Genomic DNA, 24,597 nt, shown 5'->3' on the forward strand with positions numbered 1-24,597 from the left:
AAGGGCTGGGGCGGCAGATCCCAGTGAAGACCAGCATCGACACGCCCTGCCCATACACACATTTTGGCCTATAACCCATGTACTGAGACATCACATGGTCCCCCCAGTGGGACTCGAACCCACACTGAATCGATTTTAAGTCGACTGCCTCTGCCGATTGGGCTATAGGGGGACACTCCAGAACACACTGTATCGGCTAACCGACGATGCCGCGATCTGAGACGCGCCGCAGACGCTTCCCCGACGGAGTTAGCCTCGAGCCATGACGACGAGCCGACCGAGCCTCCAGGCCTGGGTGATCCTCGTCGTCGGCGTCCTCACCCAGATGGCCGCCACCATTGCGATCGCCGGTCCGGCGTTCCTCATTCCCCATATGCATGCCGACCTCGGCTTCACGCTGACGCAGGCCGGCACCGTCGCCGCGGCACCCAGCTTCGGTCTCATCCTCACCCTCATCGCTTGGGGCGCCTTCGCCGACAGGTACGGTGAACGGCTCGCCATGACCTTGGGGATCGGCTTCACGGCCCTGGCCTCCGCGGTCGCAGTCCTCGTCGTCGACTCACCGATCTGGATGGTGATCGTCATCGCAGCCTCCGGAGCGGCCGCAGCATCGGTGAATTCCGCCAGCGGCCGCGTGGTCATGGGGTGGTTCCCCCGCCATCGGAGGGGACTGGCGATGGGTATCCGACAGATGTCCCAACCCCTGGGCACCAGCGTTGCGGCCGTGACCGTCCCGCCGATCGCTGCGGCCGGGGGCTTCCCCGCCTATCTGTGGTTCGTCGTCGCCGTCTCCGGGGCACTGACCCTGACCTGCTTCGCCGTCATCCGCAACCCACCGCAGGCGTCCACCCGCACCGAGGTGGCCGACCTCGACCGTGCCCCCGCCTCCGAGCCGACGGCGACCGGGAGCGGATCTGCCGGGCCGGGATCGGCCTCGGCGGGGGAGTCGTCAGGGAGTCCTGCCTCGGCGGTCAACCCCTACCGCAGCGATTCCTTCCTGTGGCGGATCCACGCGGTCTCCGCCCTCCTGGTCATTCCGCAGTTCGCCTTCTCCACCTACGGACTCATCTGGCTCATCGCCGTACAGGGAATCGGTGCGGGAGCTGCCGGCGGGATCGTCGCCACGGCCCAGATCGTCGGTGCCCTCGGTCGCATGGTCGTCGGCGGGCTCTCCGACCGCACACGGTCGCGGGTCGGGCTCATGCGCATGGTGGCGATCGCCGCCGTGGTGTTCACGGGCGCGATCGCCTTCCTCTCACTCGATCGGATGCCGATCGCGGCGGCCATCGTCTTCGTGCTCGCCTCGGCGGTGTCCGTCGCCGACAACGGCCTCGCGTTCGCCTCCGTGGCAGAGGCGGCGGGACCTCGCTGGTCGGGGAAGGCGATGGGCGCGCAGAACACGGGGCAGTTCGTCATGTCGGCCCTGCTGGGCCCGGGCTTCGGCGCACTCGTGACTGCCTTCGGCTACCCTCTGTCCTTCGGTGTCATCGCAATCGCCCCATTGCTCAGCCTCGGAATCATTCCCCAGCGCGACGTCGATCGCATAACCTGAAGTTCATCCGGGAGCGCCAGCACGCACCGGGCACGGCATCGTGTCGACATCGGAAGGGGAGGATCTCGTGAACGATCTGTTCCAGGAGAACCTGCGGGAGTACATCGACAAACTCCGCCTCGAAGGCTACGCCGTCGAGGACAGCCAGACCACGGACCCGCACCTCATCGACCCCCTGGGCCGAGCCGTCGAGACCTGGCGCGAGGGGTACCCCTATGCAGAGCAGATGGACAGAGAAGCCTACGAACTCGAGAAGTACAGGCTGCAGGTCGAGCTGCTGAAGTTCCAGTACTGGGGTCAGGACACCGGCGCCAAACACGTCATCGTCTTCGAAGGCCGCGACGCCGCCGGCAAGGGCGGAACGATCAAGCGGTTCACAGAACATCTCAACCCTCGTGCGGCGCGCGTCGTCGCACTCAACAAGCCCTCGGACAGGGAAGCCGGTCAGTGGTACTTCCAGCGCTATATCTCGCATCTGCCCACGAGCGGAGAGATCGTGATGTTCGACCGCTCCTGGTACAACCGGGCGAACGTCGAGCGGGTGATGGGCTTCTGCACGGACGAGGAGTACGAGACATTCATGGAGCAGGCTCCCGTGTTCGAGAAGATGCTCATCGATTCCGGCGTCCACGTGACGAAGTTCTGGTTCTCCGTGACCCAACGCGAGCAGCGCACTCGCTTCGCGATCCGTCAGATCGATCCGGTGCGGCGGTGGAAGCTGTCTCCGATGGATCTCGAATCACTCGACCGATGGGACGACTACACGAAGGCCAAAGAGGAGACCTTCCGCCGCACGGACACCGACCATGCCCCCTGGATCACGATCAAGAGCAACGACAAGAAACGAGCCAGGCTGAACGCGATGCGCTACTTCCTCAACCAGTTCGACTACGAGGACAAGGACTCCTCGGTCGTCTACGACGCCGACCCGCTGCTCGTGCGCCGAGGGCGTGACGCCGTCGACGACTGAGACGGCGGGCTTCGGCAACCAGCTGCCGACCGGTCCACGGTCCGATCAGTGACCGGCCTCGGCTCGTCGACGATTGTTGCCGGGGAGGAATCTGGTCGGTTCGCTGCGGGTGGATCCACTGCGAAATCCGACGCTGGATCGCGATGGATCCACCCGCAGCGAACGCGGGACGAGATTCCGCTGGTGCCGGGGGAGAAATTCGGCCGGGTGGAAGGGGAAAGACCACCCGGCCGGAACCGTGGAGCGGGAATCTCACCCGCAGAATCGCTGCCGATCAGCTGTTCAGGCGCCGGCCTCTTTCCGGGCCCTGCGCAGAGCGCGGCGCTTCTTGTGACCGGCGAAGCTGAAGCAGAAGAGGACGATCGCCAGGAGGACGAACAGGCCTCCACCGGCGATGCCGGCATCGACCCAGAACTGCGGCGGGAACAGCCGGATGAGCGAGTCGTCGGCGTAGAACTCCCACGTTCCGTCAGCGAAGAAGACTTTGTGGAAGCTGCGGAAGAAGCTGTCCCAGCCGAGCAGTGCGACGACGGCGACGGCGCCCATGACGATGATGCTGAAGATCGCTCCCAGGCGCACTCCCGTGTGGATGCCCATGCCGCCTCGACGGCACATGTAGAGGCCGAAGAGGACTGCGCCGATGAGTCCGATGAGAGCCACGAGGTAGAGCAGGGAGATCAGTCCCTTGACATCGGCCATGTGGCTGAGCTCTTCCGAGATGAAGATCGGTTCCCCGTTGGGCATGACGACATCGGCGAGGTAGCGCCGGGAGTCGAAGTTGTGCAGATAGTCGATGACGTACGTGGCATAGTGCTCGCGATCGGCCGAGCCGAAGCCGAACCGATCGGCAGGGAAGCCCGGGCGGAAGTACTCGAACTTCAGGAACACGCCCGAGGCGATGAAGCGCACCGCCAGTGCCAAGAGGACGAACGGGGTCGCGAGCACGATCCAGATCGTGCCGATGACGTCGAGGACCGACCGGCGCTTCTCCGGGACCTCGGGATCGCGGGCATCGGTCGAGGTCGCCGCCTTCGACACGGCCGCCCAATCGGCTTCGCTCATCACCGAGGTGCGCGCATTCGCAGGCACCTCACGTGTCTGACCGGTGTCGGCCGCTGCGAGCTGATCGCCGGAACGCGTGCTCGCGGTCGTCTGCTGGGCGTGCGGATTCGTCGAATGGGCGGGAGCCACCCGGACCGGACCCGTCGACGGCTTGGCGTCCGTGCCGTGCCCGGGGGTCTCCTCGGCGATGGGATCCGTGATGGGATCGAACGCCTCGGTGTCCGTCGACGGATCGTTGGCAGCCTCCAGCGAGGTGTCCGACTGCTTTTCGGCAGCCTTGCCGGATCCTGAACTCATCCGCCTGCTCAGGAGGTCTTCGGTGTCGTTCTTCTCATCTCCAGCCACATCCCCATTGTCAGTGAACGGCAGGACCATCTCGGGTAGGACACGCCACAGGTCCGCAGATCACCGTCGCGCGGGGAGAGGCGCCTGCGGCAGACCCGCCGGTGCCGCCCGGTCACGTGTCTCGCTCCTGCGCTCAGCCCAGGAACGCGGCCACGATGACGAGCGCGGGAACGGCGAGGACGGTGGTGATGAAGACGGCATCGCGCATGAGTGCCTCGGACTGCCGATACTGCATCGAATAGATGTAGACGTTCTGGGCCGTGGGCAGGGCGGAGGTGACGACGATGGCGAACAGGTCGATGCCTCCGTATCCGAGCATCGGGCCGCCGATCACCCAGGCGATGAAGGGCTGGCCGATGAGCTTGGCGCCCGTGATGTAGCCCAACTGCGAACGTGTGCCCTTGGCCGGCAGCGCCCACCCGTCCTTGAGCGAGATGCCGAAGGCCAGCAGAGCCCCGGGCACGGCAGTGGCACCGATCATGTCGATGGGTTCGAAGACGAAGCGGGGGAGTTCGAACCCGGTCGCCGAGGCAGCCACGCCGGCGGCCGCGCCGAGGACGATAGGATTCCGCAGGACCTGGAACAGGGCGGAGTGCCAATGCGAATCGTGCTGCTTCCGACCTGCACCGTCGAGCACGGCCATGCCGATCGGTGCGAGGACGAGCAGTTGGAACAGCAGGACCGGGGCGACGTAGCCGATGTCGTGGAGCACATAGGCGGCGATGGGGATGCCCAGATTGCCGATGTTGACATAGCTGGTCGCCCAGGCCGAGAACATCGCCTCGCCGGTGCTGCGCCGGCGGACCCAGCGCGTGAGTGCGAAGAGGGCGAGGCCGACGATGATCGCCGAACCGCCTGTCGCGAACAGGGCGGTGTTGAAGATGAGGCCGAGATCGGTGTCGGCGACGGTGACATAGAGCAGGGCCGGGGTGCCGGCATAGAAGACGAGTTTCGCGATGACCTGCTGACCGTGTGGTCCGAGCACACCCGAGCGGCCGAGGACGAAGCCGACGAGGATGACCGCCGCGATGACGGCGAAGCCTTCGAACACAGCCAGCATGGGTTACTCGCGGTCTCGCTTTCCGAGGTGGTGGGCACCGGGGGCCCGATGCCGGCCGGGAGCCCGGTGTCGATCAGGCGGCGCTGTCCGAGACGATGTAGGACGCGGCCGCGCTGACCGCGCTCACGGTGAGGACCGCGGGCCACGCACCGATCTTCTTCGCCAGGGGATGGGAGGCGCCGAACCCGCCGAGGTAGGTCAGCCCGAGTGCGGTCGCCGCAGGCCAGCCCTTCTTCGCGTACCAGGAGCGGGCGGCATAGGCGCCCGCGGCGGCGAGCACGACCCCGCCGAGCGGGCGGACCCCCGTCTCACGGGCAGTGAGGAAGCCGCCGACGAGTCCGACGGCGACGAGCGGGGCAGTGGAGACTTCGAGTGCGTCCTTCATGGACACCAGTGTAGGCAACGCAGCAGTCGGCTCGAACGTCGGTCTCACAACGAGGAACGATCGCGGACCTCCAGGAGGTCGAGGACCGCTGGGCGGTTCATGAGAGCAGGGCCTTGGCGATCCCGTTCTTCTGGATCTCGTCGGAGCCGGTGAGCATCCGGAACATCCGCAGGCGCCGCCAGATCCCTTCGATCTCGGACCCGTGGACCATGCCGGCCTTCCCCTGCAGCTGCATCGCGGAATCGACGATCGAGAAGGCCTTCTGAGCGACGAAGAGCTTGCACATGAAGGCCTCGGGCATGATCGCCTCACCCCGATCGAGGGCGGCGAGAGCGTCGAAGGTCATCGAGCGCGCCGCGTAGTAGTCGGTGGCCATCTCGGCGAGCGTGTGCTGGACGGACTGCAGCTGGGCCATCGAGCCCGCAGCGACCTGGCGATTGCGGACGAAGTCCACAGTCAGCGTCAGCGCTCGCCGCACCTGCCCCAGGACCGTCGGGCAGTGCAGCAGCCGATTCGTGGTCACCCTGCCGAGACCGATCTTCAGTCCCTGACCGACCTCACCGAGGAGCTGGTCGGGCTCTACGCGCACATCGTCGAGGATGATGTCGGACTCGATGTGCTGGCCGGACAGGGGGACCTCGCCTTCGACGACCTGGACGCCGGGGGAGTCGAGATCGACGAGGAAGGCCGAATACGCCTCCTCCTCGCCGGCCATGCGGGCGATGAGGATCGAGAAGTCGGCGAACGGACCGGCCGAGGAGAACACCTTGTGGCCCGAGATGCGCCACCCCTCGCCGTCTGGGGTGGCCACGGTGTGCATCGCGCGCACATTCGAACCGGCGTCGGTCTCCGTCAGGGAGAAGCAGCATGCGCGCTCTCCGCGGACGACGGGCAGCAGATACCGTTCGATCTGGGCCGGGGTGGCGAAGCGGAAGATCGAACCCACTCGCAGAGGCCCTCCCATATCCCCGAGCACGCTCTGGGACAGCACCCGTCCCGAGGCGGAGACCTCTTCCTTGAGGATGGCCAGATCCGTGTGGCTCAGTCCCCGTCCGCCGAGCTCCGGCGGGAGGTGGATGCCGTAGAAGCCGAGCTCATGGGATCGCTTCCACACCGTCTGCAGGGTCGCGCGGTCGAAGCGGGACTCCGGATGCAGCTCGTGCTCCTGTTCGTATTCGGCGAGCTCCCCTTCGAGGTAGGTGCGCAGGCTCGCGATGGTCTCGGCGAGCGGATGGTCGGAGTAGTCGGGGTTGAGGGTGAAGGACATGTCTGGCTCCAATCGACATGGGTGGTTGCGGCTGACCGAAGGCGGTGGGCCGGTCGCTCAGTTGACGCTGCGTTCGGCCCCGGCCCAGTAGCCGGAGCGGACCTGACGGCGATCGATCTTGCCGTTGCGGTTGACGGGCAGCTCGGTGACGAAGTCGATGCGCCGCGGTTTCTTGAAGCGGTCGAGGCGCTGACCGCAGAAGTCGATGATCGACTCCGCGCTCGGCTGCGATCCGCTGCGGGCGACGACGACGGCGGTCACGGACTCGCCCCACCGGTCATCGGGGGCACCGACGACACAGACCTCGCTGACATCGGGGTGCTCATAGACGGCGGCCTCGACCTCGGTGGAGTAGATGTTGAATCCGCCGGAGATGATCATGTCCTTCTTCCGATCGACGATGAAGACGTACCCGTCGGGGCGGATATAGGCGATGTCGCCGGTGAGCACCCAGCCGTCGCGGAACGTCTCCGCGCTGAGCTCCGGAGCTCCCCAGTACTCGCTCACGCAATCGGGCCCCCGCACTGCGAGCTCACCGAGCTCCCCGGCGGGCACGCGCCTGCCGTCGTCGTCGAGCACCGCGACCTCCGAATCGAAGACGGCGCGCCCGCAGGAGAGCAGCAGCTGCGGATCGGACTCGATGCCGCGGACGATGTCGTCCTTGGTCAGCGCCGTGACCCCACTGGTCGTCTCCGCCTGTCCGTAGCCCTGTTCGATGATCGGGCCGAATGCCTCCACGGCTTCCCTCAGCCTCTGCGGGCTGACCGGTGCGCCGCCGACGGTCAGAGATCGCAGCGTAGCGACATCGGCCGGATCCACGCCGTGATCGAGGAGCATGTGCAGCATGGTCGGGACGACGAAGGAAGAGGTCACCCGCTCGTCGCGGACCAGGCGCAGGAACTCGCCGGCGTCCCAGGTCGGCAGAACGACGATCGTCGAGCCGCGGCTGAGAGCGGCCAGGACTCCCATGCCCGAGGCGTGGGTGATCGGTCCGGCGACGAGGTACCTGGTCTCCTCGTCCGTCGACTTCGAAGGGTCCATGAGCCGTTTGCGCATATTCGCCAGACGGTTGCCGACCGTCTGGACCGCGGCCTTGAGCTTGCCGGTCGAGCCCGAGGTGAAGTTGAGCACGCAGGGATCGGACTCCTCGGCGTCGATCATCACCTCGGAGGGCTCGGTGCCTGCGCCCTCGGAGAGGAAGTCCGCGTAGCCGCGCTCGCCTTTGTCTCCGAGGACGACGAGGCGAACATCCGCCTCTGCCGCCGCGACGGCGGCTTCGGCGGAGGCGAGATGGGCGCGATCGACGAAGAGGACCGCGACGCCCGCGTCGCCGAGGATGTGGGCGGTCTCGGCCACCCCGAGGCGGGCGTTGATGGGCACTCGCAGCGCCGAGAGCTTGTAGAGGGCCGCTTCGATGACGACGAGTTCTCCGGTGTTCCCGGCGAAGGTCGCCACCGGCGTGCCCCGCGTGACGCCATGGGCGGCGAGGGCGCCGGCCAACGCCGTCGACTGGGCGTCGAGCTCGGCGAAGCTCAGGCGCAGGCTGCCGGCGACCACCGCCTCGGTGGCGGGCCAGTGCTGGGCGGCGCGGGCGATGTAGTAGCCAAGGTTGAGCATCCGAGATCTCCTCACGACAATGTGACTAGAATTAGACACAGTGTACAATTTTGGGCACTGAAGTCCAGAAGTGACGATGTGTCGGTACCGTTGTGGCTGAGGTGTCGCCGGATGTGACGGCGCGAATGCAGGAAGGGTGGAAATGGCCGAGAATCGCCGGACGCGCAGGACTCAGCGCGCGCTGAAGTCGTCGCTGATCGATCTCGTCCTCGAGCGCGGCTACGATGCCGTGACCATCGAGGACATCGCTGCCGAGGCCGATATCTCGCGCGCGACCTTCTACGCCTACTATCGCGACAAACCCGCGCTGCTCACTCGGATCGTCCTCGATCTGCAGGATGAGCTCGCCGCGCGGCTCGAGCAGCTGCGACTGCGCGAGACGTCCTACTTCTCCGGCGAAGCGCTGCGGATCCTCTTCGAGCACGCCGAGGAGCAGCGAGACGCCTACCGTGTGATCCTGCGCGGGGAGGGCGACGGCACGGCGCTGCGGATCTTCGTCGACACGCGCACCGAGGCGGCCAAGGAGATCTTCCTCAAGCGCGCCGAGGTGACCGGGACGCAGTTCCGGATCGATCCGGAGATCCTCACGCGCGCCTGGGTGGGCGAGCAGGTCACGGTGCTGCTGTGGTGGCTCGAACCCGAGGAGCGGCCGATTCCCGCTGTCGAGGTGGCGCAGGTGCTCACCGAGCTGTCCGTGCACGGTCGTATGTGGGCCAGCGGCTTCGACGAGGTCCCCGAAGGGACGTTCTGAGCGCAGTCGTCCGCCTGCAGGGCTCTGCTGCGCCTGCTGAGTGCGCGTCTTGAGGTCCGGGCGTCACTGTGGGCCGATTCATCTGCGCCCGAGAGTTCTGCGTCTCGACTGAATCTTGACAGTGTGTCTAAAAGCGGACAATATGTAATTCAGACCACGTCCTCGAGCGCACTGTTCCGTGCCGAGGCGAACCATGCAGTCGCACACGACACGAGGAGGTGTTGTCTTCATGGCCCTGTCCATCACGTCGACTCGGGGCGCCAGTCCCAACGCCCGGCGCCGGAGGCCCACCGAGCACCCATGGACCCGGTTCCGCATCCGCCGCGGCGGGGGAGTGCTGCTGTCTTTCGTCCTGCTCATCGTCATCACGTTCTTCATCGTGCCGCTGCTGCCGGGCGACCCTGCCGTCGTTGCGGCGGGCGAGGGCGCGACCGCCGAGCAGATCGAGGCCACGCGAGCCGCGCTCGGGCTCGAGGCACCGCGGGGAGCGCAGTTCGTCAACTACGTCGGCGGCATCTTCACCGGTGACATGGGCGCATCCTTCGCCACCGGCCTGCCGGTGTCTTCGGTCGTGCTCGCTCGCCTGCCCTTCACCGCCGAGATCGCACTCATGGCGATCGTGCTGACCCTGCTGCTCGGGGTGCCCGCCGGCACCGCGGCGGCTCTGCTCACCCGCGGTGGCCGCCGCCCCGGCCTCGACCATGCGTTCAACGCCGCGACGAGCTTCGTCTTCGCCGTACCGAACTATGTCCTCGCCACACTCATCGTCTACATCTTCGCGGTGCTCCTCGGCTGGTTCCCCGCCTCGGGTGCGGCGACCCTGTCATCGCTCGTGCTGCCGACGGCCGCGATCATGATCGGCCCTGCCTGCGCGCTCGCCCGCATCGTGCGGCGGGAGGCGGCGAGCATCCTCGAACAGGACTATGTGCGCACCGCACGCGGCTGGCGTCTGAGCACCTGGAAGATCACCACTGCCTATGTGCTGCCGAATCTGCTCACCACCACTCTGACGCTCTCAGGCCTGATCCTGGCAGGCATGCTCGGCGGTGCCGTCGTCATCGAGACCGTCTTCGGCTGGCCCGGGCTGGGCACCGGAATCGTCACGGCGATCACCGATCGCGACTATCCCGTCATCCGCGGCACCATCCTGCTGCTCGGGATCATCGCCACCCTTCTCATCCTCGTCGTCGACATCGTGCTGGCCCTCGTCGATCCCCGAACCCTGGAAGCGGGTGAATGACCTATGTCCACTGCCTCACGTCGGACCCTCTGGCGTCCGGCCTTCACACTCGGTGTCGTGCTCATGGCCGCGGTGGTGCTCATCGCCGTCCTCCCCCCGATCTTCGTCACGGGTGCGGCGACAGCCATCACCGATGACACAGCTCTGCCTCCGGGCAGGGGCCACCTGCTGGGGACGAACGACTTCGGCCAGGACAACCTCGCCCGGGTCCTCGTCGCCACCCGCCTGACCCTCGTCATGACCGTCTGCGCCTCGGCGATCTCCGTCGTCGGCGGTCTCGTCGTGGGAGTGGCGATCTGGCTGGCGCCGCGCACCGTGCGCGAATGGTGCCTGCGTCTGCTCGAGACCACCGTCGCCTATCCGACGCTGATCACCGCCCTCATCATCGCCGCGATCCTCCTGCCCGGTGCGACCACGGCCGTCTTCGCCCTGGGCATCGCGGGAATTCCAGGATTCGCCCGCGTGACGGCAAACCTCGCCGGTCGCACGGCCCGCAGCGAATACTTCCTCACCTCACGCTTTCTCGGCGTCGGCTCCTACCATCTGGCCGTGCGGCATATGATCCCGGCGATGGCCGAACCGCTGCTGGTGCTGGCGACGACGATCTTCTCCGCCACACTCGTCGAGATCTCCGCCCTGTCCTTCGTCGGTCTCGGTGTCCAGCAGCCCCAATACGATCTGGGTTCGCTGCTCAACGACAGCCTCGAATCCCTCTACACCCAGCCGATCGAGGCGCTGGGACCTGCCGTGATGATCGTGCTCGCCTCCGTGGCGGCCATGCTCATCGGCGACGGCCTGGCCGCTCACGCCGATCCCCGCACCGCCCGGACCTGGTCCCCGCGCACCCCCGAGGCGAACGCCGCAGCCTCGCCCGCGGCAGACGATGAGGCACTGGTGCGGGTGCGCGAGCTCGCCATCCGTGGCGGCGAGGACCGCCGCACCCTCGTCAAGGGGATCGACCTGCACGTGGCCCCCGGCGAGATCGTCGGCCTCGTGGGTGAGTCCGGGTCCGGAAAATCACTCACCGCGATGTCCGTGGCCGGTCTCCTCGCCGATGACCTCGATCTCGAGGCGGCAGAGCTGCGGGTCGGCGATATGAACATGAAGGGCACGCCGGCGGCGGCGCAGCTGGCGCAGGAGATCGCACTGATCTACCAGGACCCCGGCACCACCTTCAACCCCTCACGCACCATGGGCCCACAGCTGACCGAGGTCCTGCGTACGCACTCGGGATATTCCCGCCGGGAAGCTCGGGAGGCCCTCATCGAAGCCCTCGCGACCGTCGGCATCGATCAGCCCGAACTGCGGATGAAGCAGTACCCGCACCAGCTCTCCGGAGGAATGCGCCAGCGGGCGATGATCGCCGCTGCCGTGGTCAACCGCCCGCAGCTGCTCATCGCCGATGAGCCGACGACGGCTCTCGACGTCACCGTGCAGGTCGAGGTGCTGCGCATCTTCCACGAGCTGCGTCGGCGGCTCGGCACAGCGGTGCTCTTCATCTCCCACGACCTCGGCGTCGTCGGAGAGCTCTGCGACCGCGTGGTCGTCATGCGCGACGGCGCCGTCGTCGAGGAGCTCAGCGCCGCCCAGCTGGCCGCCGGCGACGTCGCCGATCCCTTCACCGCAGCACTGCTCGACGCCGTGCCCCAGATCGATATGAGCCGAGGACTGCCGGAAGGGAGCAGATCATGACCGTCACCGTGGAAGAGGAGACGCCGCCGATGCCCGCCGAGGCTGATGTGATCGTGCGCGCCAGGGAACTCAACCTCTCCTTCGGCCACCACCACGTGCTCAAGGACATCGACCTCGACATCCCGCGCGGACGCGTCGTCGGACTGGTCGGAGAATCGGGCTCGGGAAAATCGACTCTGGCCAAAGCGCTCGTGGGAATGAACAGGATCTCCTCGGGCAGCCTCACCGTCGCCGGCACCGATCTGGCCCGGGCGAGCAGACGAGCCCGGCACGCGCTCTATCGGAGGATCCAATACATCCCACAGGATCCGTACTCCTCGCTGGACCCCCGTCGGACCATCGCTCAGACCCTGGCCGAGGCGTTCGCGCCGAAGAGCGGCAGCCCCCGGACCTACGCCGAGGCGATCGCCGCGGTCCTCGAAAGCGTCCAGCTGCCGGCATCGGCCGCCGAACGCTACCCGCACGAGTTCTCCGGCGGACAGCGGCAGCGCATCGCCATCGCCCGCGCGCTGGCCGTCGGGCCAGAACTCTTCGTCGCCGACGAGATCACCTCGGCCCTCGACGTATCGGTGCAGGCCGAGATCATCCGCCTCCTCGCCCGACTGCGCGAGGGCGATGCGGAGCACTCGATGGTCTTCATCACCCACAACCTCGCCGTGGCCCAGGCGGTCTGCGACGACATCGTCGTCATGAGAGCCGGACGAATCGTCGAGACCGGCGAGCTCGACCGCGTGTTCGCCGCACCTCAGGCAGAGTACACCCGGACGCTGCTCGACTCCGTTCCGGGCGGAAAGGGGTTCACGTTCTCATGACTTCGACGGCGAGGCCCGGTCGACACACGGCCGCAGAGGCAGCCGAGCAGGCACGATTCTCCGATCCTGCCGCCATCCGCGCCCATATGGTCAATGACGAGGAGCGCATGCCGGTGCGCACGGTCCGTGCCCGCCGTGGGGACGGAGCGCACGCAGGCCGGCAGAGCGGGGGATCGGCTGCGACCGCGGCAGCTGGCTGCTCAGTGAGTGACAGCGAGGCCTCGACGGGCAGGACCGACCGCCTCGGCGAGGTCATGGTGCCGGGGGTCGACGGCAGCGAGGTGAGCCTGCGCAGGTTCTGCGACAGTGCGGACACGACCGGCCTGCTCGTCCTCCATCGCGGCCGACTCGTCCACAGCGACTGGCGCCACGGTTTCGGTCCCGATGACAGGCACGTCACCGCTTCGATCTCGAAATCCGTGTTCGCTCTGGTGCTGGCACCGCTGATCCGCAGCGGGGACATCGACCCCCGCCGGGCCATCGGCGACTACGTGCCCGAACTCGAGGGCACCGGCTTCGGCCTCGCCGACGTCGACGACGCCTTCCATATGCTCACCGCCGTCCGCTACGGACAGCGCCCCTTCCACAAGGAGGCCGAGGCACGGGCCTTCTTCGCCGCCGTCGGCATGGTGCCCGCACCCGCGGACTACGCCGGGCCCCGAACCCTGCTCGAGAGGTTGGCGACATCGCGAGAGGACGGCCCCAGCGGGCAGTCCTTCCGATACGAGAACGGCAACACGGAAGCACTCGGCGAAGCCGTCCGCCGGACGACCGGAGCCACCGTTTCCGCTCTGCTCGAAGAATTGGTCTACTCGCGCATCGGAGCGAACGGCGACGCTCATTTCGGACTCGATCCCACCGGCCGCGAGCTCGTCTCCGGTCGCTTTTCCTGCACTCTGGGCGACCTCGCCCGTCTCGGGCAGCTCATGGCCGCCGGAGGCGCGGTCGGTGAGGACCAAGTGCTGCCGGCGGACCTGATCGCCGACTTCTGGACGGTGCCCGAAGGCCCCGCATCCGATGTCGTGGGCACCGGCGACGAACGGATCGACCGACCTGTGCTGGCCTATCGGCGCGGATGGTGGCTGCCGCTGGACGGCGAAGGGGCCCTCGTCGCCCGCGGTCGCTCCGGGCAGCGGCTCTACATCAACCCCTCCCGGCAGACGGTGATCGCCCATTTCGGCGCCCACCCAGTCGCCGAGGCCTTCGACACGCCCCGCTTCGAACCGGTCTTCGCTCGCCTCAGCCGTGAACTCGAGGCACGCGAGGCCGCGCTGACACCCCACTGATCCACCCGCCCACCACCACGAGGAGACAGCATGTCCAACACCAGACGCCGGTCGATGACGACCGGCCTCGTTCCCGCCGTCGCAGGTCTCGCCGCGCTGACACTGGGACTCAGCGCGTGCACGACCGGAGCCACCGGAAGCGCCGGCGAGGGAACCACCGACACCATCCGGTCGACGATGATCGCCGACCCCAACAGCTTCTACCCGTACACCGCCTCGGGCACGCCGGGCACGCAGGCCAGCAGTCTGCTCTACGCTTCGCTCGTGGCACTCGACTCCGATGCGGAAGACGGCGTCAGCGGGGACCTTGCGACGGATTGGGACGTCACGCCGAAGAAGGGAACGTTCACCCTGCGGGAGGGAGCGACCTGCGCCGACGGAACGGCGATCACCCCGAACATCGTCAAGGACTCGCTCGAGGAGTTCGCGAAGACCTCGAAGCAGAAGAGCCAGGTGTTCGGGCCCAGCACCCCGAAGATCAGCGCAGATGACGACGCCGGGACTGTGAGCATCGAACTCGACAAGCCCTGGGCGGACATGCTGCGTGGACTGTCGCAGCCCGAAGCCGGAATCGTCTGCCCGGCAGGACTCGAAGACCCCGAGAAGACCGCCACCGGAGAGGTGGAAGCGGCGTTCTCCGGGCCCTACACCTTGGAAGACTTCAAACCGGGCGCCAGCGTGGAGTTCACGCTGCGCGACTCCGGATACACTTTCCCCGAATTCGCCGAACCGCTCAAGGGCGATCCGGCGAAAACCGTGCGCTACACGGTATCGACCGACTACAACAGCGTCGCGAACAGCATGATCACGGGCGACCTCGACGTCGCCACCATCACCGGCGAACCGATGGTCCGCTTCAAGGACGAAGAGGACTTCGGTGCGGAGCGCTTCTCGGTGGGCACGATGTTCCTCGTCTTCAACGAACGCGACGGACGCGTCTTCGCCGAGGCGGACAAGCGACGGGCAGTGGCCCAGGCGATCGATCGCTCGGCGTATGCGAAAGCGGCGACGAACGGTCTGGGCGAGCCGTCGACGAGCTTCGTGTCCGAGACTGTTCCCTGTGCCAACACAGACGAATCCGGCCTGATCGCCAATGATCCTGCGGCCGCGGCCGAGGGCCTCGACGGAGCGGAGACGGTGCAGCTGGGGACTCCGGCCGTCGCCAAGGGCGCCGGCAACAAGTACGTCGACCAGGTCATCAGCGAAGCCGGAGCGAAGAACACGCTGCGATCGGTCGACCCGGCAGGACTGGCCACAGAACTCGCCTCCAAGCCCGAGTCCTGGGATATGGCGATCCTCAACTTCATCAACACCTCGGGTACCGTCTACGACGGGATCTCCCGGTTCACCGGAACGGTGACCGAGGACGGAGGACGGAACTCGACCGGAGACGAGCACAAGGATGTGCAGAAGCTGCTCGCCCAGGCCATGGCGGAAGGCGATGAGGGCAAGCGCTGCGACATCTATGCGAAGCTGCAGGAGAGGGTTTTCGACCAGGCCTACGCCGTGCCGCTGAGCGGCATCCCGGCCCAGCTGACGACCGCTCCGGGATTCGAGCAGCGGATCTATGACGGTCTGCCGGCGACGAAGACGATGCGCATCACGCAATGATGCCCAGGCACCGCGCCTGAGCGGATGATGCCGGAGCGGCCGGCGGGGGACAGCCCCCGCCGGCCGCTCAGATGCTGTTCGGGCGCTGACGTCTCCTCGAACCCGATTTCAGCAGGGGCCGGGGACCCTCATCGGGGTTCGACGATGGGGAACCCGCGCCGCGCGGTGGCGAGCAGCGCACGCAGACGATCCCACACCTGCGTATCGCCGGAGGTGGCGAAGCCCGCGAGGCCGTGCGCGGCCAGGCGCGAGGCGCCGCCGAGCGGGACCTCGACCCTCAGGTCCGCCTCAGCGCTGGAGGACGACGCGCTCGAAGGATCCCGTGTCGTCCCTGTCGCGAGAGGTTCACGGTGGTGGCGGAGGACCCCGTTGCTGACTTCGACGCGGTGGACGGCCCGGGCCGAGTCCTCGGCGTCGAGTTCGACGAGATCGATGCACATCCGCGTCGAGGCCGCTGCGTGGCCGTCGAGGCGCACGGACATCGCGTCGAGCACATCGGCGATGCCGAGATCCGCTGCGATCCGGTTGCGCGACCGGCCTCGCTGCGGTCGCCCGCCCGCATCCTCGGGTGCGGCGAGGAGCTCGGCGGCGGCAGTGAGGTACTCATTGCGCCACACGGCATTCTCACACCCGTGGCCCAGGCGCTGCAGCACTTCGGCGAGGAGCTCGCGGGCCCTGCTGTGGCCGGGGTCGGCGAAGACGCAGGCGTCGAGCACCTCGGCGGCGAACCGCAGGTCCTCGGTGCTCGCATCGGTCAGTGTGACAGTCATCCGCGATACCGCGGAATCGACCCCGCCGAGCAGGGAGATCCAGCGCCCTGCGCTCTCCGACTTCGGCAGCGGCCACAGATGTGAGGGATTGCCGTCGAACCAGCCGAGGTAGAACTGGCAGATGCCCTTGACGTTGTGGCTGACCGAGCCGTAGAACCCGCGGACGACGGGGGAGGAGGCCAGGGCGTCGGGCAGTTCCAGGCGTTCGGCGATCTCATCGGCGGTGAAGCCGTCATTCATCAGCCGCACCGTCTGATCGTGCAGGAAGCCGTAGACATCGCGCTGAACGGTGAGGAAGTCTGCGACTCTCTCGCGTCCCCACGTGGGCCAGTGATGCGTCGCGAAGGCGACGGAGGTCCGCGGCCCGAAGAGCCGCAGCGTCTCATCGAGATAATCGGACCAGCGTTTGGCGTCGCGGACCTGTGCGCCGCGCAGTGTGATGATGTTGTGCAGGGTGTGGACCGCGTTCTCCGCAAGACACAGTGCGCCGAGGTGGGGGAGGAGGAAGTTCATCTCCGCCGGAGCCTCGGTGCCGGGAGTGAGCTGGAAGACGAACTCCAGGCCGTCGATGGTCCGGGTCTCACCGGTGGCAGTGATCGCATCGCTGGGAGCAGTCAGCGTCGTGGTCCCCGTTGCCACCCGCTGACCGAGACCGCAGCCGATGTGGCCGGCCGGGCCCGGCTCGAGTTCGGTGCCGTACATGAAGACCGAGCGTCGGCGCATCGCCGGACCGGCGAGGAGGTTCTCCCGCAGAGCGTGGTGGTGGAAGCCCTCCGGAGCCAGGACCGGCGCCTCTGGCGCAGCATGGGAGAGGAGGGCTTCGACCCCGCCGAAGTGATCGACGTGCGGATGGGTGAGGATGATCCCGGTGATCGGTCTCCTGCCGCGGTGGGCGAAGTAGAGCTCAAGGGCCGCCTCGGCGGTTTCCGTGCTCGTGAGCGCATCGACGGCGATGACACCCTCATCGCCCTCGATGAGGGTGAGATTGGCGAGATCGAATCCGCGCACCTGGTAGACGCCTTCGGTGACGAGGAAGAGCCCGTGCCGTGCGACCCGGGCCGAATGCTCCCACAGCACAGGATCGGCGGCGGCAGGAGCCGGACCGGCGAGGAAGTCGTAGGCGCTGAGATCGTAGACGAGACTGCCGTCATCGGCCGTGATGAGAGCCTGTGCGCGGGTGCCGAGGAAGCCCCGTGCGCTGTCCTGTCGGATCTGTTCCAGGGCCGTGGGATCGGGTTCGGGAAACGCCAAGGGAACTCCTTCGTACCGGGTTTTCTCTCAGCCTACAAGGAGTATGGAAGTTTACATAGTGTCTGATTCTGGGAGGAGGTGCCGACCGGTTCAGCTCACAGAGATCTTCAGCACGCTCGCGATGCCGAGCGCGGAGATGAGGCAGACCGAAGTGGTGAGGAACGCGATCGCCCACGGGGTGGGGCGCCCGCGTTCATTGCGGATCGATTGGATGCCGAGACGGTAGCGCCGCGACTGCAGAGCCACCGCCGCGATCGCCAGACCCACGCAGACGACGAAGACGATGACCGAGAGGGCCCCGAAGGCGTCGATCCACCGGATGAAGATGAGGCTGACGACCGTGAGAGTGAGACTCGTGCGCAGCCAGGATTGGGTCGTCCGCTCGGGCTGCAGACCGGGGTCGGAGTGAGGCGGTTGCCGGGGAGGTGTCACAGGAGCCCTGCGAACACGAGCAGCAGCAGACCTGCACCCAGGGCGGAGGCGAGGCTGACGATCGGCACGATCAGCGGCAGCGGCAGAGACCTCTTGTGGCGCATCGCCGATTCGATGCGGTGCCACCGGAACGCGGCGCCGGAGGCGAGGATGAAGCCGATGACCATGAGCACGATCGACAGAGTGGCCCGCAGCTCGGTCGAGAAGATCTCCGAGGTGAAGGCCTCGACCGCGATTCCGCCGCCGATGAACGCCAGAGCTGTGCGGATCCACGACAGGAATGTGCGCTCGTTGGCCAGGGTGAATCGCGGATCCGGGTCCTCCCCGTCGGGGAAGATCCGGCGGGCGATCCGGCTGCGGGTGTTCTCGGCGGAATCATGGTCACTCACACCTCGAGGATAGCGGCAGACGCTGGGCTGTGGGTGTGGAGGCCGGGCCGATGAGTCGAATACGATTGCTCACTGAAGACGAATCCCGTCGCAGCGATGCTGTTCCGCGAACTCCGGTGTCGCCTCCGTGCGCGCGGCACAGGAGAGCCGCGAGCGCAGACGAGCATGCGGCCGAACGCGAAGGTGAAGCAGTATGAGCGAGAACGCATCCGGACCGGATGGAGCGGGACCCGGCGACGCAGCCGGCTCCGGAGCCGTATCCGGAGTCGAAGAGGCATCCGGCCCGGCCAGATGGAAGGTCATCGGCCCCGGGCTGGTCGTCGCGGCGACAGGCGTCGGCGCCGCCGATATGGTCGCGACCCTGGTGGCCGGCAGCCAGTTCGGCTACGGGCTGCTCTGGGCGGTCATCGTCGGCGTCATCCTCAAGATCGTCCTCGTCGAAGGCGCCGGGCGGTTCAGCCTCGCGACGGGAAAGACGATCTTCGAGGGCTGGCGGTCGCTCGGACGTTGGACGACCTGGTATTTCGGGCCCTACATGATCATCTGGGGCTTCGTCTACGGGGCTACGGCCATGAGTTCGGCGGCGCTGCCTCTGGCCGCTCTCTTCCCCGGCCTCAACCTCACCGTGTGGTCGGTGGTCATGGGGCTGGCCGGCTTCGCGATGGTCTGGTTCGGACGCTACGCGGTGTTCGAGAAGATCACCGCCGTCCTCGTCGGCATCATGTTCATCACCGTCGTCGGCCTGGCGATCATCGCCGCGCCGAACATCCCCGACATGCTCAAGGGGCTCGTTCCGCTCATCCCCGAAGGCGGAGTGATCTACACACTCGCGTTGGCCGGGGGCGTCGGCGGCACCATCACCTTGGCCGCCTATGGGTACTGGCTGCGCGAGAAGGGCTGGCACACCCCGAAGTGGATGCGCGTGATGCGCATCGACAACTCGATGGCCTACGTGATGACAGGGATCTTCGTCATCGCCATGCTCATCGTCGGCGCCGAGGTCGTCCGTGCCGCAGGGGTCTCGATCTCCGCCGACGACAAGGGACTGCTCGACCTCGCCGACGTCCTCAAGGCCCGCTACGGCGAGGTCGTCGGCATCGGCTTCCTCATCGGCTTCTGGGCCGCTTCGTTCTCCTCGATCATCGGGGTCTGGAACGGCGTCTCGCTCATGTTCGCCGACTTCTGGGGCCATATGCGCAATAAACCGGGCGGCCACCCGGACACTCTCACAGGAGGGAAGTACTTCAAGTTCTATGTGCTGTGGCTGACGTTCCCGCCGATGCTGCTGTTCATCCTGGGCAAGCCGATCGGCCTGATCCTCGCCTACGGAGTCCTCGGTTCGCTCTTCATGCCGTTCCTGGCCATCACTCTCCTCGGGCTGCTCAACGGCAAGAAGATCCCGAAGGAATGGGCGAACAGGATGCACACGAACATCGCCCTGGCGATCACGGCCCTGCTGTTCATCATCCTCGGTGTCCAACAGCTGTACTCGGCTCTCGCGCCGCTCTGGAGCGGCGGGGCCTGAGCCCCGAGCGCGGCGGTGGGGTCTGAGCGCGAAGCATTCGGCGTCGACGGTTGGGGATGACCCAGCACCTCCTCGGGTTCACACCCGCCTCGGCGGGCTCGGAATCCGGCATTGCCGCTAAGCTGGGAGGCGCAATGGCAGAAGAGAATCCGACCCCGTCACCTGAGCCTTCGGACACGACTCCTCAACGGGCGCCTCGGCGGCGCAACAAGGGACGTCGGCAGTCCGGACGCTCGCAGCAGCGACGGAAGACCACCGCCGCCCACCACCAGGAACGTCGCGCCCGGCTCAAAGCCGCGCGCGCCGCCCACCCGGTCATCGTCACCTACCCCGAAGACCTGCCCGTCACCGGGGCGAAGGACGAGATCGCCGAGGCGATCAGAGACAACCAGGTCGTCATCATCGCCGGCGAGACGGGCTCGGGCAAGACCACGCAGCTGCCGAAGATCTGCCTCGAGCTCGGCCTCGGCGTCGACGGACTCATCGGCCACACCCAGCCCCGGCGGATCGCGGCGCGGACGGTTGCCGAGCGCATCGCCGAGGAGCTCGGCGAGGACCTCGGCAACACCATCGGCTACCAGGTGCGCTTCACCGCGCAGGTCGCCGACCCCACCCGGGTGAAGGTGATGACCGACGGCATCCTCCTGTCCGAACTCTCCCGCGACAGACTGCTGCGCGACTACGAAGTCATCATCATCGACGAGGCGCACGAGCGCAGCCTCAACATCGATTTCCTCCTCGGCTATCTCAAGGAGGTGCTCGTTCGCCGTCCGGACCTCAAGGTCATCATCACCTCGGCGACGATCGACCCCGAGTCGTTCTCTGCGCACTTCGGCGACGCTCCGATCATCTCGGTCGAAGGGCGGACCTTCCCGGTCGAGGTCCGCTACCGGCCGCTCGGTGACGAACCCGATGACGACGACGTCGACGGACCGGGAGACTCGGGGAATTACGAGACCGGGGTGGAGGAGCAGACCGACGGGATCATCGCGGCTGTCGACGAACTGGCCGCAGAGGAGCCCGGCGACATCCTCGTCTTCCTCTCCGGCGAGCGCGAGATCCGCGATACCGCCGATGCACTCTCAGACCACCTGCGCCGGCGTCCGCGGATGGGCAATTGGGAGGTCGTGCCGCTGTTCGCCAGGCTTTCGGCAGGTGAACAGCAGAAGGTCTTCCAGCCGCACACCCGGCCGCGCATCGTGCTGGCCACGAACGTGGCTGAGACCTCGCTGACGGTGCCCGGGATCAAATACGTCATCGACGTCGGCACCGCCCGGATCTCCCGCTATTCCAACCGCACCCGGGTGCAGCGGCTGCCGATCGAACGGATCTCCCAGGCGAGCGCGAACCAGCGCAAGGGGCGGTCGGGGCGTACCAGCGAAGGCATCTGCATCCGGCTGTACTCGCAAGAAGACTTCGAGACCCGACCCGAATTCACCGATCCGGAGATCCTCCGCACGAACCTCGCCAGCGTCATCCTGCAGATGGCCGATCTCGGATTCGCCTCCAGCGACCAGGAGATCCTCGAGTTCCCGTTCCTCACCCCGCCGGATCCCAGAGCCGTACGGGACGGTCGGACGATGCTCACCGAACTCGGGGCTCTGGTCAGTGATGGAGCAGGGAAGATCCGCGTCACCGAGATCGGACGGAAGCTCACGGTCCTTCCGATCGATCCGCGCCTGGCCAGGATGGTCATCGCCGGCGCCGAGGCAGGGTGCGGGGGAGAGATCACGGTCATCGTCGCGGCACTGTCGATCCAAGACCCCCGGGAGCGCCCGGCAGAGGTCCGTGCCGCAGCCGACGAGAAACATGCCCGCTTCACCCACCGCGGAAGCGACTTCCTGTCCTACCTCAACCTATGGAACTACCTGCAGAGTCTGCAGGCCGAGATGGGCTCCTCGAAGTTCCGGCGCCGGTGCAAGGCCGAATTCCTCAATTTCGTGCGCATCCGCGAATGGCAGGACCTCGTCGGTCAGCTGCGGTCCCTGCTCGGCTCCGCCGGCATCCGGATCGACAAGGCCGTCTGGCAGCCGGCAGCTGATGCGGACCAGGACCCCGCCTCGGGCGACACTGTCGGCACGAGTGGCACGGGCGAACGAAGGCACCCAGGCGGCGGCAAGCCGCCGGTCGACAGCGCACCGGGCAAGGGAAAGATCGGCTTCGCCGAACTCAGCGCGGCCAACCGCAGGGCGAAGAGGCAGGGAGGCTCGGGTGCAGCCGCGGACGCCGGCAAGCAGGTGGCGGCAGTGAAGCTCGACCCCCACGCCGCCGCCATCCACCGTGCTCTGCTCACCGGACTGCTGACGATGATCGGCTCACGCTCCGAACGCCATAAGGACTACCAGGGAGCGCGCGGCACCCGCTTCGCCATCTTCCCCGGCTCCGGACTGTTCAAGACCAACCCGGACTTCGTCATGGCCGCAGAACTCGTCGAGACCTCCCGTCTGTGGGCCCGAACGGTCGCCGCCATCGACCCCGATTGGGTCGTCGAGGCCGCCGGCGATCTCGTCACCCGCCAGCATTCGGACCCGCACTGGTCGACGAAGGCCGGGGCTTCGATGGTCTACGAGAAGATCTCGCTCTACGGAGTCACACTCGTGAGCGACCGACGGGTCGGATACGGCACCTTCGACCGTGAGGCCGCGCGGGACATGTTCATCCGCAAGGGGCTCATCGAAGGCGACTGGCACGAGCGCTTCGGTTTCCTCACGCACAATCTCGAAGTCGTCGAGGAGGCCGAGGAATTGGCCTCGCGAACCCGGAACCGACGTGTGCTCGACCAGGACGACGCCCTGTTCGACTTCTTCGACGAACGCATCCCTGCAGGCATCACCTCGGCGGCGGATTTCCGCTCCTGGTGGAAGAAGCAGAAGCGCCGGGACGCGCATCTGCTCGATCTCACGACATCGGTGCTGCTGAGCGACGACAGCGAGGAGCTGACCGCCTCGGTGGCGGCGGATTTCCCGATGGAATGGGAACTGGCCGATGGCACACAGGCGAAGCTGCGCTACTCCTTCGACCCCGGAAGCACCGACGACGGGGTGACCGTGGAGATCCCCGCCGAGGCGGTGCCCGCCGTCGACGCCGAGGAATTCAGCTGGCAGGTGCCCGGCCTGCGCGAGGAGCTCGTGGCCGCCTATATCCGTTCGCTGCCGAAGAGCAAGCGACGCTATTTCGTGCCTGCCCCCGATGTCGCCCGCGACATCCTTCCCTCGCTCACCCCGTATCAGGGCAGCCTGCCGGAGGTGCTGGCGGCACATCTGAGCGAACGTGCCGGTGGGGGAGGGCTGAACGACCTGGTCCCCATCACGGTCACCGCCGCCGATTTCGACCGGACGCGGATCCCCTCGCATCTGCGTCTGACCTTCCGCGTCGTCGACGGGAAGAAGACCGTCGGCCTCGGTGAGGACCTCGCCGCTCTCACCACTCGCGCCAAGCCCCAGGTGCGCAAGGCACGGCAGAAGCAGACCTCGTTCGCCCCGACGACGGGTCTGACCGGCTGGACGTTCGGGCAGCTGGCCGAACCGGAGCAGGCCGCTGCAGGCGTCGTACCGGGGCTGGCCGACCGGTCGCGATCGGTCGACCTCGTGGCCTTCGACACTGCTCTCGAGGCCAGACTGGCGACGCGGGAGGCGCTCATCACCCTTCTGGCCCGCGATGCGAATGAGGCCCTGAAATACCTGCAGGACGGGCTCACGACCGAGGAGAAACTCGTCCTCGCCGGTCATCAGAGATCCGCCGACGCCCTGCTCACGGGCCTCATCCGGGTCGGAATCCGCGGACTCGTCGCAGACCGACTGGGCCCCGCCGAATCCGGATGGGTGGCCACAGCGGAGGAGTTCGAACGGCTGCGCACGCACGTGCACGCCCAACTGCCGCTGAGCTGTTCCTCGCTGCTGCCGCACCTGATGAAGGCACTGAAGACAGCGACCGAACTCGACAAGTCGGTCTCGAAGGCCTCGTCGCTGGCCATCCTGTCGAACCTCGCCGACGTGCAGGCCTGGCGCAGCTCTCGTACGAGCGAGACTGCGGTGGCTGCGATGACACCGCAGATGCTGCGCGAGCTGCCCCGCTGGGTGCAGGCCGAAGTGGTGCGCATCGCAGGGATGCAGGAGTCGCCGATCCGCGACAAGCAGCTCATGGACCGGGTATCCGGCAGCGGCGATGATGTGGCCAAGAAGATCGGCAACCGTTTCCCACCGCTGGCGAAGGCCGAATGGTCGCAGCTGATCGTGTCGCTGCCCGAGGACTGGATCGAGGTCGTGCTCATGCTCGAGGAGCTGCGAGTGTCGCTGTTCGCGAACTCGCTGGGCACCGCGCACCCGGTCTCGGAGAAGAGGATCGCGAAGGCGCTCGCCCAGCTCTGAGGCGGGGCGAGCGCGAGGTGGTCATCGGCAGCGGTGGTGCGTGCAGGGTACCCCTCGTCGAGCTCGCCGCCGGCATCCTTCACCGTTGCTGGTACGACGACCCGTTGCACCAGGGCGTCTCGGCACTGCCGGTGACTGATGCGTTGCGGACTGTAGGAGGTGCGGCGGAGTGTAGGCGATGCTACGAAGTGTAGGAGACGCCGCGACCTGTAG

General features: G+C 67.0%; 18 protein-coding genes and 1 tRNA gene. 10 read left to right on the forward strand and 9 right to left on the reverse strand.

Features of this window, described 5'->3' with window-relative positions:
- Nucleotides 1–95 precede the first annotated feature (95 nt).
- Nucleotides 96–172 (reverse strand) — tRNA-Leu (locus IHE57_RS06360).
- Between the two features lie 90 nt (nucleotides 173–262).
- Between IHE57_RS06360 and IHE57_RS06365 the strand changes: the two genes are divergently transcribed.
- Both IHE57_RS06365 and ppk2 read left to right on the forward strand, forming a co-directional pair.
- A complete protein-coding gene (locus IHE57_RS06365; RefSeq protein WP_209371792.1) occupies nucleotides 263–1,552 on the forward strand; it encodes an MFS transporter in 1,290 nt (429 codons plus the stop codon).
- 67 nt (nucleotides 1,553–1,619) lie between these two features.
- Nucleotides 1,620–2,522, forward strand: a complete 903-nt coding sequence (ppk2, locus tag IHE57_RS06370) for a polyphosphate kinase 2 (RefSeq protein WP_209371794.1) — start codon at nucleotides 1,620–1,622, stop codon at nucleotides 2,520–2,522.
- A gap of 282 nt (nucleotides 2,523–2,804) precedes the next feature.
- On the opposite strand, the gene IHE57_RS06375 is transcribed toward ppk2, so the two are convergent.
- The 5 genes from IHE57_RS06375 to IHE57_RS06395 form a co-directional block, all read right to left on the reverse strand.
- Nucleotides 2,805–3,929, reverse strand: coding sequence for a TIGR01906 family membrane protein (locus IHE57_RS06375; RefSeq protein ID WP_366933872.1), 1,125 nt, complete (start codon nucleotides 3,927–3,929; stop codon nucleotides 2,805–2,807).
- A 133-nt stretch (nucleotides 3,930–4,062) separates the two neighbouring features.
- Nucleotides 4,063–4,989: an AEC family transporter gene (locus IHE57_RS06380; RefSeq protein WP_209371796.1), complete on the reverse strand. Its 927-nt coding sequence runs from the start codon at nucleotides 4,987–4,989 to the stop codon at nucleotides 4,063–4,065.
- Between the two features lie 73 nt (nucleotides 4,990–5,062).
- Nucleotides 5,063–5,374, reverse strand: coding sequence for a hypothetical protein (locus IHE57_RS06385; protein ID WP_209325402.1), 312 nt, complete (start codon nucleotides 5,372–5,374; stop codon nucleotides 5,063–5,065).
- Nucleotides 5,375–5,471: 97 nt separating this feature from the next.
- Nucleotides 5,472–6,641 (reverse strand): acyl-CoA dehydrogenase family protein, encoded by a 1,170-nt coding sequence (locus tag IHE57_RS06390; protein WP_209371798.1) that lies wholly within the window; start codon nucleotides 6,639–6,641, stop codon nucleotides 5,472–5,474.
- A 57-nt stretch (nucleotides 6,642–6,698) separates the two neighbouring features.
- Nucleotides 6,699–8,258: an AMP-binding protein gene (locus tag IHE57_RS06395; RefSeq protein WP_209371800.1), complete on the reverse strand. Its 1,560-nt coding sequence runs from the start codon at nucleotides 8,256–8,258 to the stop codon at nucleotides 6,699–6,701.
- Nucleotides 8,259–8,400: 142 nt separating this feature from the next.
- On the opposite strand from IHE57_RS06395, the gene IHE57_RS06400 reads away from it, so the two are divergent.
- From IHE57_RS06400 to IHE57_RS06425, 6 genes are all read left to right on the forward strand, one after another.
- Complete coding sequence (locus IHE57_RS06400) at nucleotides 8,401–9,009, forward strand: TetR/AcrR family transcriptional regulator (RefSeq protein WP_209371803.1); 609 nt, start codon at nucleotides 8,401–8,403, stop codon at nucleotides 9,007–9,009.
- A gap of 229 nt (nucleotides 9,010–9,238) precedes the next feature.
- The gene (locus IHE57_RS06405) at nucleotides 9,239–10,249 is read left to right on the forward strand and encodes an ABC transporter permease (RefSeq protein WP_209371805.1); all 1,011 of its coding nucleotides are present in this window, start codon (nucleotides 9,239–9,241) and stop codon (nucleotides 10,247–10,249) included.
- Between the two features lie 3 nt (nucleotides 10,250–10,252).
- Complete coding sequence (locus tag IHE57_RS06410) at nucleotides 10,253–11,941, forward strand: dipeptide/oligopeptide/nickel ABC transporter permease/ATP-binding protein (protein ID WP_209371807.1); 1,689 nt, start codon at nucleotides 10,253–10,255, stop codon at nucleotides 11,939–11,941.
- Entirely contained in the window at nucleotides 11,938–12,753 is an 816-nt protein-coding gene (locus IHE57_RS06415; RefSeq protein ID WP_246475903.1) for an ABC transporter ATP-binding protein, read from the forward strand. The genes IHE57_RS06410 and IHE57_RS06415 overlap by 4 nt, the downstream gene beginning before the upstream one ends.
- Nucleotides 12,750–14,039 carry a serine hydrolase domain-containing protein gene (locus tag IHE57_RS06420; protein ID WP_209371810.1) on the forward strand — a complete coding sequence of 430 codons (1,290 nt, stop codon included), beginning with the start codon at nucleotides 12,750–12,752 and terminating at the stop codon, nucleotides 14,037–14,039. Before IHE57_RS06415 ends, IHE57_RS06420 begins: the two co-directional genes overlap by 4 nt.
- Nucleotides 14,040–14,069: 30 nt before the next feature.
- Nucleotides 14,070–15,650 carry an ABC transporter substrate-binding protein gene (locus IHE57_RS06425; protein WP_209371812.1) on the forward strand — a complete coding sequence of 527 codons (1,581 nt, stop codon included), beginning with the start codon at nucleotides 14,070–14,072 and terminating at the stop codon, nucleotides 15,648–15,650.
- 128 nt (nucleotides 15,651–15,778) lie between these two features.
- Here the strand turns inward: IHE57_RS06425 and IHE57_RS06430 are convergent, their stop codons facing one another.
- The 3 genes from IHE57_RS06430 to IHE57_RS06440 all read right to left on the reverse strand — a co-directional run bounded on the left by IHE57_RS06430 (nucleotide 15,779) and on the right by IHE57_RS06440 (nucleotide 18,492).
- A complete protein-coding gene (locus tag IHE57_RS06430; protein ID WP_209371814.1) occupies nucleotides 15,779–17,671 on the reverse strand; it encodes an alkyl/aryl-sulfatase in 1,893 nt (630 codons plus the stop codon).
- Nucleotides 17,672–17,761: 90 nt separating this feature from the next.
- Nucleotides 17,762–18,103: a DUF202 domain-containing protein gene (locus tag IHE57_RS06435; RefSeq protein ID WP_209325393.1), complete on the reverse strand. Its 342-nt coding sequence runs from the start codon at nucleotides 18,101–18,103 to the stop codon at nucleotides 17,762–17,764.
- A complete protein-coding gene (locus IHE57_RS06440) occupies nucleotides 18,100–18,492 on the reverse strand; it encodes a YidH family protein (RefSeq protein ID WP_209371815.1) in 393 nt (130 codons plus the stop codon). The genes IHE57_RS06435 and IHE57_RS06440 overlap by 4 nt, the downstream gene beginning before the upstream one ends.
- Nucleotides 18,493–18,685: 193 nt before the next feature.
- On the opposite strand from IHE57_RS06440, the gene IHE57_RS06445 reads away from it, so the two are divergent.
- Nucleotides 18,686–20,017, forward strand: coding sequence for an Nramp family divalent metal transporter (locus IHE57_RS06445; RefSeq protein WP_209371816.1), 1,332 nt, complete (start codon nucleotides 18,686–18,688; stop codon nucleotides 20,015–20,017).
- 134 nt (nucleotides 20,018–20,151) lie between these two features.
- Nucleotides 20,152–24,384, forward strand: a complete 4,233-nt coding sequence (gene hrpA / locus IHE57_RS06450; RefSeq protein ID WP_209371820.1) for an ATP-dependent RNA helicase HrpA — start codon at nucleotides 20,152–20,154, stop codon at nucleotides 24,382–24,384.
- Nucleotides 24,385–24,597 lie beyond the last annotated feature (213 nt).

It is taken from the genome of Brevibacterium renqingii, from assembly GCF_017808105.1.
Lineage (GTDB): Bacteria > Actinomycetota > Actinomycetes > Actinomycetales > Brevibacteriaceae > Brevibacterium > Brevibacterium renqingii.